Here is a 15,951-nt window from a genome sequence, read left to right on the forward strand (position 1 = left end):
GAATATTGAAACATGGCAGGAAAAATGACGGGGAATGCATAGGAAAAAGCGACAAAAAAGGCCAGCAAGTGCTGGCCAAATTAGGAAGGAATGTGCTGGCTGCTTATTGATGCAGCCATGCATTTATTGCTAAGCGGAAAGCATTAATGAATTAGCCTTCGCTTCAAGGTTGGTGTTACCCATTAGGTATTCATCGATAGAACGTGCACACTCACGTCCTTCGTTGATACAACGTACCACTAAAGATTGACCGGTACGCATGTCCCCAGCAGCAAACACGCCTTGTTGATTCGTTTGGAAGTCTTGCGTTGCCACATTGCCACGATCATCAAGTTTCACGTCCAATTGTGCCAGTACGCCTGTTGGTTCAGGGTGTAGGAAGCCCATAGCAAGGAACGCTAAATCACATGGAATAACACGCTCGCTGCCCGCGACTTCATCAAAGCCAGGACGCTCGCCTGGTTTTGCGTCTTGCCATACGATGTCGGCAATACGTAAACCCGTGACTTCGCCTTTATCATTACCAATAAATTCTTTGGTTAAGATATTCCAATGACGCTCACAGCCTTCTTCATGCGAGGTCGTGGTTTTCATGATCATTGGGTATTGAGGCCAAGGCATATTTGCAGGACGCTTCTCTGGTGGAATCGGCATGATTTCCACTTGAGTGATGCTGCTGGCTTTGTGGCGGTTAGAAGTACCAACACAGTCGGAACCAGTGTCACCACCACCGATAACCACAACATGCTTATCTTTTGCATGAATTTCTTTGGTTTTCAAATCCATATCGTTAGCACGACGGTTGTTCTGACCTAAGAATTCCATGGCAAAATGGACGCCTTGTAGCTCGCGGCCGGGGATAGGTAAATCGCGAGGTACCGTTGAGCCACCTGTGAGCAGAACCACATCGAAGTCTTGGCGTAGCTGTTGTGCATTGATGTCGACACCGATATGCGCATTGACTTCAAATTTAACGCCAGCATCGGCCATTAAGTTGATCTTACGATCAATGATGTCCATGCCCAGTTTGAAGTCAGGGATACCAAAGCGAAGTAAACCACCGACTTTTTCATCACGCTCAAAAACCGTCACAGAGTGACCTGCGCTATTAAGCTGTTCGGCTGCAGCAAGTCCTGCAGGGCCTGAGCCAATGATCGCGACCGTTTTTCCACTGCGAATGCGCGGTTTTTTCGGCTTGGCGTAGCCTTCGCGATACGCTGTTTCAACGATGGTTTTTTCGATATTACAAATGGTAATAGGGTCTTGGTTGATCCCCAGTACACAAGCACTTTCGCAAGGAGCAGGGCAGACACGGCCAGTAAACTCCGGGAAGTTATTGGTCGAGCTTAGAATGTTCCATGCTTCTTCCCAGCTGTCACGAAAAACCGCGTCATTGAACTCTGGGATGATGTTACCGATTGGGCAACCGTTATGACAAAACGGCACGCCACAATCCATACAACGAGATGCTTGAGTATTGATTTTTGAACCAAACTCTTCATTGAGAACAAATTCTTTGTTGTTTTCAATACGAACCGACGGGTCAAGCTTGTTTGGCAGCTCGCGACCGTGCTCTAAAAATCCAGTAGGCTTACCCATTATACTGCCTCCACTTCTTCCGATTGTGCTTGTTGTGCTTCAGCTTTGCGCTTTTGAAGAACCGCTTTGTAGTCACGCGGCATCACCTTAACCAAAGAGGTTAGGCTGGTTTCAAAATTAGCAAGGAAAGACTGAGCAACTTCACTTCCTGTGAATTCAACGTGCTTAGTTAGCATATCAAGTAGAAGATCTTTATCTTCTTGCTCGATTGGATCGAGGTCGACCAATTCTGGGTTAAGCTTGGTTTCAAAATCACCCGCTCTATCCCAAACGTAAGCCACACCACCACTCATACCCGCCGCAAAGTTGCGGCCTGTTGAGCCGAGGATAATAGCCACACCGCCAGTCATGTATTCACAACCGTGGTCACCGACACCCTCAACAACAACCTTCGCACCTGAGTTACGAACACAGAAACGTTCGCCAGCCAACCCGCGAATGAAGGATTCGCCTGAGGTGGCACCGTAGAAACAGACGTTGCCCACCACGATGTTATCTTCAGCAACGATAGATGATTTCGCATCTGGATACAGCACTAGCGTACCGCCAGATAGACCTTTACCCCAGTAATCGTTCGCGTCGCCTTCGACTTCGAATTTCACGCCTTTCGCAAGGAAGGCACCGAAAGATTGGCCAGCACTACCGTGGAACTTGACGTTCATTGGTTGTGGTAAACCTTGGTCTTTGTAAACCTTCGAGATTTCGTTCGACAGCATGGTACCCGCAGAGCGGTCTGTGTTGATGATAGGGAAGGTCGCGTTAACGGCTTCGCCTTTCTCAAGCGCTGGAATAGCGGCTTGAATCAACTTGCGGTCTAGAACCTCTTCTAGGTTATGGTTTTGTTGTGTCTGGTTATAGATCCCGTCTTCTGCACGAGCCTGTTCAATATGCAGAACTGGTGTGAGATCGAGGTTCTTGTATTTCCAGTGACCGATGTCATCACGAACTTTAAGTTTGTGAGATTGCCCCACCATTTCGTTAATAGAACGGTAACCTAGCTCAGCCATGACTTCACGTAGACCTTCCGCCATGTACTGGAAGAACGTCACGACGTCTTCTACGCGGCCGTCGAAACGCTCACGCAGTGTTTTGTTCTGTGTTGCGATACCAACAGGACAAGTATTCTTGTGACACTTACGCATCATGATACAGCCTTCAACAACCAGTGCTGCGGTTGCTACGCCCCATTCTTCTGCGCCAAGTAACGTCGCTACTGCAAGGTCACGTGGGGTTTTCATCTGACCATCAGACTGAACCACGATACGGTTACGTAGGCCGTTTTTCAGTAGTGTTTGGTGAGTTTCTGCTAGACCAAGTTCCCAAGGCAGGCCTGTGTGACGGATAGAAGACATTGGAGACGCGCCCGTACCGCCATCAAAACCAGCGATAAGTACCACGTCCGCTTTCGCTTTCGCTACACCTGATGCAATCGTACCTACGCCGGCTTCTGAAACGAGCTTCACGTTTACACGGCCATTACGGTTGGCATTTTTCAGATCGTAGATCAGCTGAGCCAAATCTTCGATTGAGTAGATATCGTGATGTGGCGGTGGCGAGATAAGACCGACGCCCGGAGTCGAGTGACGTGTTGCACCAATCCAATCATCGACCTTATCACCCGGTAGTTGACCACCTTCACCAGGCTTCGCGCCTTGAGCCATCTTAATTTGTAGCTCATCAGCGTTAGATAGGTAGTAAGACGTGACACCAAAGCGACCAGAAGCCACTTGTTTGATAGCCGAGCGTTCCCAGTCACCGTTTTCTTTGCGTTCGAATCGAGCTGGATCTTCACCACCTTCACCCGAGTTTGATTTCGCGCCAATGCGGTTCATGGCAACAGCCAGTGTTGAGTGAGCCTCGTGCGAGATGGAACCAAAGCTCATTGCGCCAGTGGCAAAACGCTTAAGGATGTTCTCGATCGGTTCAACTTCTTCCAGAGGAATAGAGCCTGCTGGATTCTTGATGAAATCCAGTTGACTACGTAGCGTTGCTGCGTTGTCGCCTTGGTCATCAACCGCTTTAGCGTACTTCTTGAACTGACCGTAATCTTTGTTACGCGTTGATTCTTGAAGTAGAGAAATGGTTTCTGGATTGAAGAGGTGCTTCTCACCACGTTGTTTCCACTGGTAAACACCGCCAACATCAAGGATTTGAGCTGGGATTTCACGAGCAGGGTAACCAACGCGGTGACGAACTAGAACTTCACGTGCGATATCGTCAATCGTTAGACCTTGGATACGAGATACAGTACCAGTGAAGTATTTCTCAACCACTGATTTGCTGATACCAAGTGCTTCAAAGATTTGTGCACCGTGGTAAGACTGCAGCGTAGAGATGCCCATCTTAGAGAAAATTTTCAGTAGACCGCCATTGACGCCTTTACGGTAGTTGTCGAACAACTCGCGAGGGTGAAGGCTTGGGTCTAGCTTTTTAGTGCGCTGCAACTCAACGATGGTTTCAATAACCAAGTATGGGTTGACGGCATTCGCACCGTAGCCAATTAATGTTGCAAAGTGGTGCGTTTCACGAGCATCGCCCGTTTCAACCACGATGTCACACTTAGCACGTAAGCCTTTACGGATCAGGTGGTGGTGAACAGCACCAACAGCCAGCATAGCTGGAATAGCGGCGTGGTTAGAGTTCACCGCACGGTCTGTCAGTAGAATAATGGAGTAACCATCAATCACTGCGTCTTCGGCATACTGGCAAATACGTTTCAGTGCACGTTCTAACTTACCTGGCTCTTCGTTTGCTTGGAATACGATATCCAACGTCTTCGCTTGCAGGTGCTCATTATCAATAGCACGTAGCTTTTCTAGCTCAGAGTTAGAAAGAACCGGTGACTCAAGCTCTACTTTTTGACAGTGTTCAGGGGTTTCAGCAAGGAGGTTCTGATCTTTACCTAGGTAAGTGTTCAGAGACATGACCATGCGTTCACGAATCGGGTCGATTGGTGGGTTAGTTACCTGAGCAAAAAGTTGCTTGAAGTAGTTTGAAAGGTGCTGCGATTGATGAGAAAGAATCGCGAGCGGCCAGTCAGCACCCATGGCAGAAAGTGGCTCGTAGCCTGTTTTCGCCAGAGGGAGAATGATTTCGTTCACTTCTTCAGAGCTGACACCAAACGATTGTTGTTTGTGTAGCAGTTTTTCTGGAGAAGGTTGGCTAAATTCGTTGCTCGCATCGGGTAGCTTTTTCAAGCTCAGTAGGTTTTCTTCAACCCACTTTTCGTAAGGCTGTGCTTTAGCGATACCATCTTTCACTTCTTCATCCGAAATGATGCGGCCTTGCTCAAGATCAGCAACGAAGATACGACCAGGTTGTAGACGACCACGGTACTCTACGTTTTCTGGTGCGATTTCAACAACGCCAGATTCAGATGCCATGACTAGGAAGTCATCTTTAGTCACGGTGTAGCGAGATGGGCGCAGACCGTTACGGTCTAGTGTCGCACCTACTTGAACGCCATCAGTGAAACACACAGAAGCCGGACCATCCCATGGTTCCATGACGTTGGCATGATATTGATAAAATGCGCGACGTGTTGGGTCCATGTTTTTGTTTTCTTGCCATGCTTCCGGAATCATCATCATTAATGCATGTGGCAAAGTGCGACCAGACAGAACTAGCAGCTCTAACGCCATATCAAAGTTTGATGAATCTGAGCTACCTTCCTGACAGATAGGCAACAGCATGTCGATTTCAGCTTGTGTAAACAGATCCGATTCAAGGATCGCTTCACGTGCTTTCATCCAGTTTAGGTTGCCTCGTACCGTATTGATTTCACCATTGTGGGCGATGTAACGGAAAGGCTGTGCTAAACGCCAGCGAGGGAAAGTATTGGTAGAGAAGCGAGAGTGCACGAGTGCAAGCGCAGTTACCATGGTTGGGTTTTGTAGATCTAAGAAGTACTGAGGGACTTGCTCGGTGGTTAGTTGACCTTTATAGACCAATGTCTTGTATGACATTGAGTTGATGTAAAAGTCATCACCGATGTTAGAAATACTTTCTAAACATACACGTACCGTGTAGTTACGCAGTACATAAAGCTTACGCTCTAATTCTTCAGGTGTGCAACCTGGACCGCCTGATACAAATACATGCTCAAATTGCGGCTCTGTGCTTAGAGGGTCTGCACCAATCATGGAGTTATCTGTTGGCAATACGCGGTAGCCAATGACTTCAAGGTCAAGGCGTTGAGCATTACGCTCTAAGATATCGCGACATTGTGCGCGTTTGTGCTCGTCCTTAGGGAATAGAACAACACCAACACCGTATTTTTCAAAAGAAGGTAACTTGATACCAAGTTTTACCGCTTCTTCTAAAAGAAATTCATGGGGCTTTTGCAGTAAGATGCCAGCGCCGTCGCCACTGCATGGATCGCAGCCTTGACCGCCACGGTGTTCCATACGCGCAAGCATATCGAGGGCTTGTGTGACTACATCATGCGATTTACGGTTTTTAAGGTGAGCAACAAAACCGATACCACAAGCGTCATGCTCCAGTTCTGGAGTATACAGACCTTGTGTATTCTGCTCTCTATCTACCATAGATACTTCCTTCCAGTTAAATCCAGGCACAACAAAAGTGTGTGGTTGTGCCTTGTCCTTTGTAATTTTGATTCTTGACTGCCAGAGGGGGCAGTGTCGATTCCATTCTGCATCTCGCAGGAAAAGTATTGCGAGAAAAACAATCCGTGGTGATATTCCGCAACGTCTACTCACTTTCTAGTGAATTATTTTGGTGGGAAAGGAATATCGCCTTTATTCTACTAATCTGAGCTGTAATCCTAACAGCAGAATCAGAAGAATTGTGTAAGTATCCTACAATTTTGTTCTCGGTAATTCCAACTAAAGTTTCTTCTGTAACCCATTTTTTTTATTTGAAATTGAATACAATTGGTAACATAACGCTAACATTCGGCGCTTTTTTCTTGTTTTTGTGCATATTTATTGATTTTGATTAAGTTGAAAGTAGGCGGGTATTGCTACTGTGCCTGGTTTTATTTTGCAGGGATGTAATTTAGTTTCAAAAATTAGAGTGATAGTCATTCTTATTTAATCGAGTTTGTTTGATATGCAGTTACACGAATTAGTTAATACCATTGGTCAAGATCTTCAGCGTCGCTATGGCGAAAAAGTCCATAAGCTGACGTTACATGGTGGATTTAGCTGCCCAAATAGAGACGGTACTATTGGGCGCGGTGGGTGCACTTTTTGTAATGTTGCCTCGTTTGCCAATGAAAATACCAGAATACAATCTATCCATGAGCAATTGACCGATCGAGCTGGCGAGGTCAAACGAGCAAAAAAATATCTGGCTTACTTCCAAGCCTATACAAACACCTACGCCGAAGTGCAAGTCCTTAAAAGCATGTATGAAGAGGCATTAAAATATGCCGACATCGTCGGGTTATGCGTGGGCACTCGTCCAGATTGTGTCCCTGATGCTGTACTAGATTTATTGGCCGATTATGTCAAGCAAGGCTATGAAATATGGTTAGAGCTGGGTCTGCAAACCGCAAACAATCAGACGTTAAAGCGTATTAATCGTGGTCATGACTTTGAGGTATATGATGCTATTACCAAACGCGCACGGGCGCTAGGTATTAAGGTTTGTACTCACCTTATTGTTGGGCTGCCGAAAGAAAGTAAGCAAGACAACCTCGATACGCTAGATAAAGTATTGCTAACGGGGACGGACGGGATAAAACTGCATGGTTTGCATATTGTTGAAGGCAGTACCATGGCTAAAGCATGGCATGCTGGTCGGCTAGAAGCGCCAACATTAGATTTTTATCTCGATGTCGCAGGTGAAATGATTCGCCGCACGCCATCAGACATTGTTTTCCATCGTGTGGCATCTTCTGCGCGAAGACCAACACTGCTAGCGCCGCTATGGTGTGAAAATCGCTGGTTAGCGATGACGGAATTAGGGAGAAAACTGTGTCTTGAGGGACCACAAGGCTCACTGCTTGATAATCCTTTCGTTTATCACAAACCTATACTCAAATAGTCGAGCATTCGTGCATGGCAACTAGGCGAAGTGATACACTTAGCTGAGTAACCATGCACGGAGTGCTGAATGAAACCCATCAAAAACCTCGCTCAATATTATGTCGATCTCTTAGTGAGACTTGGCATTGTTCGTTTCTCTATTCTACTCGCTCTTGCGCTCGTGGCTCTAGCCGTGGTTGTGCAGGTCGGTATTACCTTAGTATTAAATGGTCGAGTGGATGATATCGATATCGTTCGCTCGGTATTCTTTGGTCTCATCATCACCCCTTGGGCGGTCTATTTCTTGTCAGTGGTCGTCGATCAGTTGGAAGAGTCGCGACAACGATTAGCTAAAATGGTATCCAAACTTAAGGATATGCGTTCTCGTGACCAAGAGATGAACATCAAGCTGCAGCAAAACATCAGTAAGCTGAACTTAGAAATTGAAGAACGGGAAAAAGCTGAAGATGCACGCAAAGAGGCGATGAAGGACCTTGAGAATGAGGTGTATCAGCGTGAGCGAACTCAGCTAGAACTTGCTGAACGAACAGCACTGCTTCGGTCGTTTATTGATGCTTCTCCGGATTTGATCTATTACCGAAATGCAGAAGGCGTGTTCTCTGGCTGCAACAAAGCGATGGAAGACCTAACCGGTAAAAAAGAAAAAGAGTTGGTGGGGTTAACTCCGTGGGATGTTTACTCGGAAGAAATTGCTGAGCAAGTGGTTGAAACCGACCATAAAGTCATGAGCAATAACCAAGCACTGACGTATGAACAATGGTTAGAGTACCCCGATGGTAAGAAATGTTACTACGAGCTGCGTAAAGTCCCCTTCTACAGTAAAGATGGACGCCACCTTGGCCTCGTTGGTTTTGGACGCGACATCACCGAACGCAAACGCCATCAAGAGTCACTAGAGAAAGCCAGTCGAGATAAAACGACGTTTATCTCGACAATTAGCCATGAATTGAGAACGCCGCTAAATGGTATTGTGGGCCTTAGCCGCATGTTACTCGAGAGTCCACTCGACAAAGAACAGCGTAGTCACATGCAAACGATCAATGTGAGTGCAATAACGCTGGGTCATATCTTTAATGACATTATCGATATGGATAAATTTGACCGACGTAAACTGGAGCTCTATCCAGAGCCACTTAAATTTGATGATTTCATTGTTGAAATTGAGAGCATTTCAGCATTAATGGCAGAGCAAAAAGGCTTACGCTTTGATTTAGAAAGATTAACGGAACTGCCTGAAGGGATCTGCGTGGATGCGACGCGATTACGGCAGGTGATATGGAACCTTGTTAGTAATGCGATGAAATTTACTAAGCAAGGTGGCGTAGTGATGACGGTCAGTGCTGATGTCATCGATGGTATTGCTCACATCGTTATTGAGGTGGAAGATACTGGTGTGGGTATCCCACAAACTGAGGTCGATAAGATTTTTGCCATGTATTACCAGGTAAAATCGAAAACGGACAATTTGCATGCTGTCGGTACTGGTATTGGGTTAGCGGTGTCTCAACAGTTAATTCACATGATGGATGGAGAGATCACCGTTGATAGTGAAGAAGGGTTCGGTAGCACCTTTACTATCTCGATCAATGTGCCTTGTGCTGACGAAGGACAATTGGTTGTCGAGCCAGTACGTTCCCCACAGGGGCTACGAATATTCATGCTTGAGGATATTGAATTAAATATTACCGTGGCACGTAGTCTACTGGAGAGCCTAGGGCATACCGTGACGGTGGCAATGACAGGTAAAGAAGCGATAAGTGTTTTTCAGCCACAAGACTACGATTTAGCATTATTGGATATTCAGTTACCTGATATGACGGGTTTTGACGTCGCCCAGTATTATCGAAACCATTACGAACAACTGCCTCCGCTTGTTGCATTGACAGCGAATGTGGTTAAGAACAAGCAAGATTACCTTGAGCAAGGAATGGATGATGCGCTCAGCAAGCCACTCAATGTGAAGGCTCTGACCGAAGTGATCAATGACTTCTCATCTTCGATGGAACCGAAGTCAGTCATGATACCTAATGAAAAGGATGAAGAGTTAATGAATGCTAATCGTGATTTATACGAACGCTTACTTGATATTGGGATGCTAGACTCGTACGTTGATATCGTGGGAACGAAGCCAGTACTCGATAGTATCACCATGTTTGAAGACATGATGCCGGATTACATGGAGATCCTTCAATCCAACATGACGGCCCGGGATCAGCCAGGAATTACGTCTGAAGCTCATAAAATTAAAGGCGCGGCAGGGTCTATCGGTCTGAAGCGAATTCAATCTGTGGCGCAACAAGCACAATCTCCAGATTTACCGGCGTGGTGGGAAAATATAGAAGACTGGATTGAAGAAATAGAGAACGAATATCGTAACGATATCCAAGTCTTAAAATCTTGGTTAGAAAGTAAGGGTTCATAATGAAAAGAATGATCACAACAATGGCATTGGCTATTGCGCTTGGTGGGTGCGTTACATCATCGAATAACCACCTCGATGCATGGAGTGCAAGTGACACCGCGGCTGTTGAGCAACAATCGATCTTATTGGCATCAAATTTGTGGATCGATATGATGCCAAAGGTGGGTGAAACGTTGCCATTGATGAAGGAACAAACGATCCATGGGGCGCTGAATCTTAGCAGCAAGGGTCAGCTACCGGCGGATATGGACGCATTGAAAGTGGTCTTAAAGCAAGGTGATGAGGTATGGGAGCTAAGTGCTGATGACTTTGAGCTACGTAACCATAGTGAACAGCAGTGGGAAGTGGCCTTTCAGTGGCAACTAGAGTTCAATAACTCAGAACCGATGGATGTGGCACTATTGCTGGTGAATCAAGGTAAAGAAACATGGTTGCTCAATAAGCAGGTACCGGTAGATACCGTTTACTAAGCGAACTGAGGCAATAAAAATGATAATCAATAAAAAGGGACGCTGATGCGTCCCTTTTTTACAATCATGTTGTGATTATTCTTCTAGATCGCCACAGAAGCGGTAGCCTTCACCGTGAATAGTCGCGATGATCTCTGGCGTACCAGAGACAGACTCAAAGTGCTTACGGATACGACGAATAGTCACATCAACAGTACGATCGTGAGGCTTAAGCTCACGGCCTGTCATTTTTTTCAAAAGGTCGGCGCGAGTTTGAATCTTGCCTGGGTTTTCACAGAAGTGAAGCAGGGCACGGAACTCTGAGCGTGGTAGTTTGTAACCTTCACCGCTAGGGCTTACAAGTGAACGGCTGTTGATATCAAGTACCCAACCATTAAACTCGTACTTCTCAACACTGCGTTTCTCTTCTTGAGATACGTTGCTGCTCATAGAGCGAGTAAGAAGGTTGCGCGCACGAATCGTTAGTTCACGTGGGTTAAATGGCTTAGTGATGTAATCATCTGCGCCGATCTCTAAACCAAGAATTTTATCCACTTCATTGTCACGTCCCGTCAAGAACATAAGGGCAACATTTGCCTGCTCTCTAAGTTCACGAGCGAGAAGTAGACCGTTCTTACCTGGAAGGTTGATATCCATGATAACAAGGTTTACTGAGTTGTCAGACAAGACCTGATGCATTTCTTGACCATCGCTGGCCTCAAATACAGCATATCCTTCTGCTTCAAAAATGCTCTTAAGAGTGTTACGTGTTACTTGCTCATCTTCAACAATAAGAATTTGCGGGCTTTGCATTGGCTGTACCTAAATTAAACTTGTGATAAATCGGGCTGTAGTAGAATAAATTCTAGGCAATAAGTTAACATATAGGTAATGTTTCTTGGATGTTCTGCTTACAATCAGAGAAACAGTTACGATATGCGTCGCCATCCATGAAGCTGCCAGCTAACGAGAAATCCCTTAAATCTCTTATTATTCCGCTAGGTCATTGAGGCGAATTCTAATATGTTAACAGCATGCTAACAATGGTCAAATGTTAATTCCTTGCAGTTTGTTGATTTAAATCAATAGCTGACTTGTAACAAATATTAATAGTAATAGGTAAATCGGGAGCGGTAATCAATATGTGTGTTAATGCGCAGTTATGGGCTTCTTATGCAAATGCTTGCTTTAGGTTTGAACGAGCATGGTCAGTTGAACAGTACGCGATTATCACGGCATGGAACCCTAGAAGCGTTTGGGTGTCTAATGAACGTAACCTTATTAAAAACAAAGAGTTAAATTTAGATCTTGGCCATAAATTAAGATTAAAGGTTATCGTTGGCGACGCCACTTTTGATTGGTATGAAGAGAGCTATGCTGTTGAAATGACGCTTTCTGAAGCGTGTGACTTAGGACAAAAATATCATCAAAATGCCATTTATTTTGTCGACAATGGTGTACTGTTTTTGGTGCCTTGTGATGGTGATCGCCAACCAAAAAATTTAGGTTTATTGGGTGAGTATGTGGCTGATTAGCTACAAACTGCTGGGTAGATGAAAAGGATTTTTAATTTAATGCTCTCTAAAGGTACGCCTATTGAGTAGAATTCATGGAGGAAAGATGAGAGATATCACACCTGATATTTGTGACCAACACGAAGATAAAGTGATGCTGCTGAATGTACCGCTGCAAAACTTTGGTCAAAGGGCCGCTTTTTGGGGAGAGATAGTGACGATTCGTTGCTATCACGATAACTCAAAAGTGCGTGAAATACTGGCGACAAATGGCGCAGGAAAAGTCCTTTTCGTTGACGGTAACGGTTCTTGCCAAAAAGCGTTGCTCGGTGACCAGCTTGCTATCATGGCGATAGAAAACGGTTGGGAGGGCGTTATTGTCAATGGTGCCATTCGAGATGTTGCAGCAATGTCTGAAATGGACTTAGGCGTTAAGGCGTTGGGGGCGTGCCCGTTTAAGACCGAAAAGCGTGGCGCAGGGGAAGTGAATGTTACCCTTACGATGAACAACCAGATAGTTCAGCCGGGACATTATATTTACTCAGATTGGAATGGTATATTAATCGCCAAGGAAGCATTGTCGTTTTAATTACACGCTAAAAACGAAAGCCTAGACCGACTTCGATGCCTTGTTGAACTTTCTCAAAGTCAAAGGTGGCGTGTACGTCTAGGTTTTCTGTTAGCCGCATTCGGCTTGATATTTCCGCCGCCATCCCCGCTTGTTTCACATCATTTTCTTCATACTGGTAGCCGCGTAGTATACTTTTTACCGAAATTCGTTCGGAAATTTGATAGCTCATGCCGCTGAGAAACCCTCTATCGCTTGATTCTAGAGAATTATTAAGGCGCGCACCGATATAGACATCGACGGAGTCGAAGACTGAGTAGGCGTACCCACTGTCGACATTCCACTGATCTAAATTATTACCTGATGACTTACTGTCAGACGAAAGGAAAAAATTATGGGGTGAGGCGTCATGCTGAGAGGGCAATGTAGGGAGCTCAGCCGCTCGTGCGGTGTTTAATGACAATAATACGAACAAAGTAGACACAATTATTGCCTTCATAGCACCACTCCTTGTTCATTATTATTGTTTTTTATTTGTCCACTAATTAAAGCACAATATCTAAGCAAAAAGTTGTAAATCGATATAGCATTTAACGATTTACTCATAACCTAATGACATATATCTACAATAAATGTCATTTTTCGGTGATTGACCCGAATAACGCTCTTGATTTAAGAAAAGTACAAATTTTGATTGACTAGTCTACAAGAAGTGCGGTAAACGTATGGGTAAGCACATAAGAAAGTTTGTAGATAACCCTATGTATAGAAGCCAGCTAGTAGTAATGACCACCACGATTATTATTACCGACATGACCAATGTTGGAGCAGGCTGGTAGACGGAAGAAATTCAAAAAACAAGGCCTGTATCACCAAGATACGGGCCTTTTTTTTTACCTGTTTTGAGTATTTCGGGAGGAAAGGATGCGAGTACTAAAATTTGGCGGCTCATCATTAGCCGATGCAGATCGCTTTTTACGAGCGGCAGATATCATTGCCAACAACGCCCAACAAGAAAATTTAGCCGTGGTGCTATCTGCGCCAGGGAAGACAACCAATAAGCTCGTTGCTGTCATTGATGCGGCACTAAAAAATAGTGAAGTCGAACTGCAGATTTCGGAGCTGGAGGCATCATTCAAAGCATTGTTTGCCAGTATCCAATCGGTTCTTCCCAATATTCAAAGTACAGACTTTGACAATCAGGTAAAAACCTCTTTGTTTCAACTGCACCAATTTGTACATGGTATCCGTTTACTTGGCACCTGCCCTGATCATGTGAATGCTCGCATCATCTCGAAGGGTGAACGCATCTCTATTCAATTGATGAAGGCGGTACTTGAAGCCAAAGGCCAAGCGGCGGCATTAATTGACCCTGTGAAATACCTGTATGCAAATGGTGACTATCTTGAAGCGATGGTTGATGTGGGTGTGTCTACTCAAAATTTTCAAGCTAGCCCATTAGAGGAAGGCGTTGTTCACATCATGCCAGGCTTTACGGCAGGCAATGCAAAAGGTGAGTTGGTCACATTGGGTCGTAATGGCTCTGATTACTCTGCAGCAGTACTTGCTGCCTGTTTACGAGCGGACTGCTGCGAAATTTGGACAGATGTAGATGGCGTTTACAACTGTGACCCGCGTTTAGTTGATGATGCGCGTTTGCTCAAATCATTGAGTTATCAAGAAGCAATGGAGCTATCGTATTTCGGTGCCTCAGTTCTTCACCCTAAAACAATTGCACCTATTGCTCAATTCCATATTCCATGCCTTATCAAAAACTCATTTAACCCTCAGGGGGCGGGTACTTTGATTGGGCAAGATACCGGTGAAGACAACCTACCAATTAAAGGCATTACCACGTTATCTAACTTAATCATGGTTAACGTATCCGGTCCAGGCATGAAGGGCATGGTCGGCATGGCGAGCCGTGTGTTTGGGGCTATGTCTTCGGCTGGGGTTTCAATTGTGCTAATCACTCAATCATCTTCGGAATACAGCATTAGTTTCTGTATTGAAGAAGAAGACCGAGTAAAAGCGGCGTTGATTTTAGAAGAAACCTTTGAGCTAGAACTGAAAAATGGCTTACTTGAGCCAGTAGAGTTTATGGATGATGTGGCGATTGTAACGCTAGTGGGTGATGGAATGAGAACATCACGCGGTGTGGCATCTCAGTTCTTCCTATCGTTGGCGGAAGTGAATGTCAACATTGTAGCGATCGCACAAGGCTCTTCAGAGCGCGCTATTTCTGCTGTGATTCCGGAAGATAAAATCTCAGAAGCGATCAAGGCTTGCCATGAAAACCTGTTCAACTCTAAGCACTTCTTGGATGTGTTTGTGGTTGGTGTTGGTGGTGTTGGTGGTGAACTGGTCGATCAAATTCAACGTCAGCAAGTAAAGTTGGCGGAAAAAGGCATCATCATTCGTGTTTGTGGTCTTGCGAATAGTAAAGGGGTACTTCTCGACGGTCAGGGCTTACCTCTTGAGCAATGGCGAGATCGCATGAATGATGTCACGGAACGGTTCAGTGTCGCTGGATTAGCGGCATTGGTTCAACGTAATCACATCATTAACCCTGTACTCGTAGACTGTACATCGAGTGAAACTATCGCGAACCAGTACGCTGAGTTTTTAGCGGCCGGATTCCATGTGGTGACCCCGAATAAAAAGGCCAACACCTCCAGCATGGCTTATTACCATCAGCTTCGTGATGTGGCGCGTAGCTCACGTCGTAAACTGATGTATGAAACAACGGTAGGTGCAGGTCTACCTGTTATTGAAAACCTACAGAACTTAATTTCTGCCGGTGACGAATTGGAAAAATTCAACGGTATTTTATCCGGTTCCTTGTCATTTATTTTTGGTAAATTAGATGAAGGTCTTACGCTGAGTCAGGCGACGAATGTTGCCAAAGACAAAGGGTTTACGGAACCAGATCCACGAGATGACTTATCCGGAATGGATGTGGCTCGGAAGCTGCTAATATTGGCTCGAGAAGCTGGCATGGCGCTGGAGCTTGAAGATGTGGAAGTGGATCAAGCATTGCCACCTGGCTTTGATGATTCCGGTTCAATTGAAGACTTTATGGCTCGCTTACCTGAAGCCGATGCGCACTTCTCTAAACTTGTTGCTGACGCAGCAGAAGAAGGTAAAGTGCTGCGTTATGTTGGTGAAATTGCCGATGGTAAGTGTCGAGTTCGTATCGCGTCTGTTGATGAAAATGACCCTATGTTTAAGATCAAAGATGGTGAAAATGCGCTGGCTTTCTACAGTCGTTATTATCAACCAATCCCTCTTGTACTACGTGGCTACGGCGCTGGTACGGAAGTGACCGCTGCTGGTGTCTTCTCTGATGTGATGCGTACACTTGGATGGAAATTAGGAGTATAAA

General features: G+C 45.3%; 10 protein-coding genes and 1 other annotated feature. Of the genes, 6 read left to right on the top strand and 4 right to left on the bottom strand.

The window, feature by feature from the left end:
- Nucleotides 1-129: 129 nt before the first annotated feature.
- Entirely contained in the window at nt 130-1,599 is a 1,470-nt protein-coding gene (locus MD535_RS04265; RefSeq protein WP_265673693.1) for a glutamate synthase subunit beta, read from the bottom strand.
- Nucleotides 1,599-6,146: a glutamate synthase large subunit gene (gene gltB, locus MD535_RS04270; RefSeq protein WP_265673694.1), complete on the bottom strand. Its 4,548-nt coding sequence runs from the start codon at nt 6,144-6,146 to the stop codon at nt 1,599-1,601. The genes MD535_RS04265 and gltB overlap by 1 nt, the downstream gene beginning before the upstream one ends.
- Nucleotides 6,147-6,672: 526 nt before the next feature.
- On the opposite strand from gltB, the gene MD535_RS04275 reads away from it, so the two are divergent.
- From MD535_RS04275 to MD535_RS04285, 3 genes are all read left to right on the top strand, one after another.
- A complete protein-coding gene (locus tag MD535_RS04275) occupies nt 6,673-7,611 on the top strand; it encodes a TIGR01212 family radical SAM protein (protein WP_265673695.1) in 939 nt (312 codons plus the stop codon).
- A gap of 69 nt (nt 7,612-7,680) precedes the next feature.
- Nucleotides 7,681-10,035, top strand: coding sequence for an aerobic respiration two-component sensor histidine kinase ArcB (arcB, locus tag MD535_RS04280; protein ID WP_265673696.1), 2,355 nt, complete (start codon nt 7,681-7,683; stop codon nt 10,033-10,035).
- Complete coding sequence (locus MD535_RS04285; RefSeq protein ID WP_265673697.1) at nt 10,035-10,505, top strand: hypothetical protein; 471 nt, start codon at nt 10,035-10,037, stop codon at nt 10,503-10,505. The genes arcB and MD535_RS04285 overlap by 1 nt, the downstream gene beginning before the upstream one ends.
- A 75-nt stretch (nt 10,506-10,580) precedes the next feature.
- On the opposite strand, the gene arcA is transcribed toward MD535_RS04285, so the two are convergent.
- Nucleotides 10,581-11,297: a two-component system response regulator ArcA gene (gene arcA, locus MD535_RS04290; protein ID WP_265673698.1), complete on the bottom strand. Its 717-nt coding sequence runs from the start codon at nt 11,295-11,297 to the stop codon at nt 10,581-10,583.
- Nucleotides 11,298-11,626: 329 nt separating this feature from the next.
- Between arcA and MD535_RS04295 the strand changes: the two genes are divergently transcribed.
- The gene (locus MD535_RS04295) at nt 11,627-12,019 is read left to right on the top strand and encodes a DUF3293 domain-containing protein (protein WP_265673699.1); all 393 of its coding nucleotides are present in this window, start codon (nt 11,627-11,629) and stop codon (nt 12,017-12,019) included.
- Nucleotides 12,020-12,104: 85 nt separating this feature from the next.
- Nucleotides 12,105-12,587 (top strand): putative 4-hydroxy-4-methyl-2-oxoglutarate aldolase, encoded by a 483-nt coding sequence (locus MD535_RS04300; RefSeq protein WP_265673700.1) that lies wholly within the window; start codon nt 12,105-12,107, stop codon nt 12,585-12,587.
- A 7-nt stretch (nt 12,588-12,594) separates the two neighbouring features.
- Here MD535_RS04300 and MD535_RS04305 read toward each other — a convergent pair whose 3' ends face one another.
- Nucleotides 12,595-13,065 carry a ribonuclease regulator gene (locus tag MD535_RS04305; RefSeq protein ID WP_265673701.1) on the bottom strand — a complete coding sequence of 157 codons (471 nt, stop codon included), beginning with the start codon at nt 13,063-13,065 and terminating at the stop codon, nt 12,595-12,597.
- Between the two features lie 277 nt (nt 13,066-13,342).
- Nucleotides 13,343-13,460, top strand: a sequence feature (Thr leader region).
- 30 nt (nt 13,461-13,490) lie between these two features.
- On the opposite strand from MD535_RS04305, the gene thrA reads away from it, so the two are divergent.
- A complete protein-coding gene (gene thrA, locus MD535_RS04310; protein WP_265673702.1) occupies nt 13,491-15,950 on the top strand; it encodes a bifunctional aspartate kinase/homoserine dehydrogenase I in 2,460 nt (819 codons plus the stop codon).
- Nucleotide 15,951: the final 1 nt, after the last annotated feature.

It is taken from the genome of Vibrio qingdaonensis, from assembly GCF_026191675.1.
Classification (GTDB): domain Bacteria; phylum Pseudomonadota; class Gammaproteobacteria; order Enterobacterales; family Vibrionaceae; genus Vibrio; species Vibrio qingdaonensis.

What these genes read in the sequence shown, in the direction of transcription:
- MD535_RS04265 (WP_265673693.1), bottom strand. Translation starts at nt 1,599, where the DNA reads ATGGGTAAGCCTACTGGATTTTTAGAGCACGGTCGCGAGCTGCCAAAC.
- gltB (WP_265673694.1), bottom strand. Translation starts at nt 6,146, where the DNA reads ATGGTAGATAGAGAGCAGAATACACAAGGTCTGTATACTCCAGAACTG.
- MD535_RS04275 (WP_265673695.1), top strand. Translation starts at nt 6,673, where the DNA reads ATGCAGTTACACGAATTAGTTAATACCATTGGTCAAGATCTTCAGCGT.
- arcB (WP_265673696.1), top strand. Translation starts at nt 7,681, where the DNA reads ATGAAACCCATCAAAAACCTCGCTCAATATTATGTCGATCTCTTAGTG.
- MD535_RS04285 (WP_265673697.1), top strand. Translation starts at nt 10,035, where the DNA reads ATGAAAAGAATGATCACAACAATGGCATTGGCTATTGCGCTTGGTGGG.
- arcA (WP_265673698.1), bottom strand. Translation starts at nt 11,297, where the DNA reads ATGCAAAGCCCGCAAATTCTTATTGTTGAAGATGAGCAAGTAACACGT.
- MD535_RS04295 (WP_265673699.1), top strand. Translation starts at nt 11,627, where the DNA reads ATGTGTGTTAATGCGCAGTTATGGGCTTCTTATGCAAATGCTTGCTTT.
- MD535_RS04300 (WP_265673700.1), top strand. Translation starts at nt 12,105, where the DNA reads ATGAGAGATATCACACCTGATATTTGTGACCAACACGAAGATAAAGTG.
- MD535_RS04305 (WP_265673701.1), bottom strand. Translation starts at nt 13,065, where the DNA reads ATGAAGGCAATAATTGTGTCTACTTTGTTCGTATTATTGTCATTAAAC.
- thrA (WP_265673702.1), top strand. Translation starts at nt 13,491, where the DNA reads ATGCGAGTACTAAAATTTGGCGGCTCATCATTAGCCGATGCAGATCGC.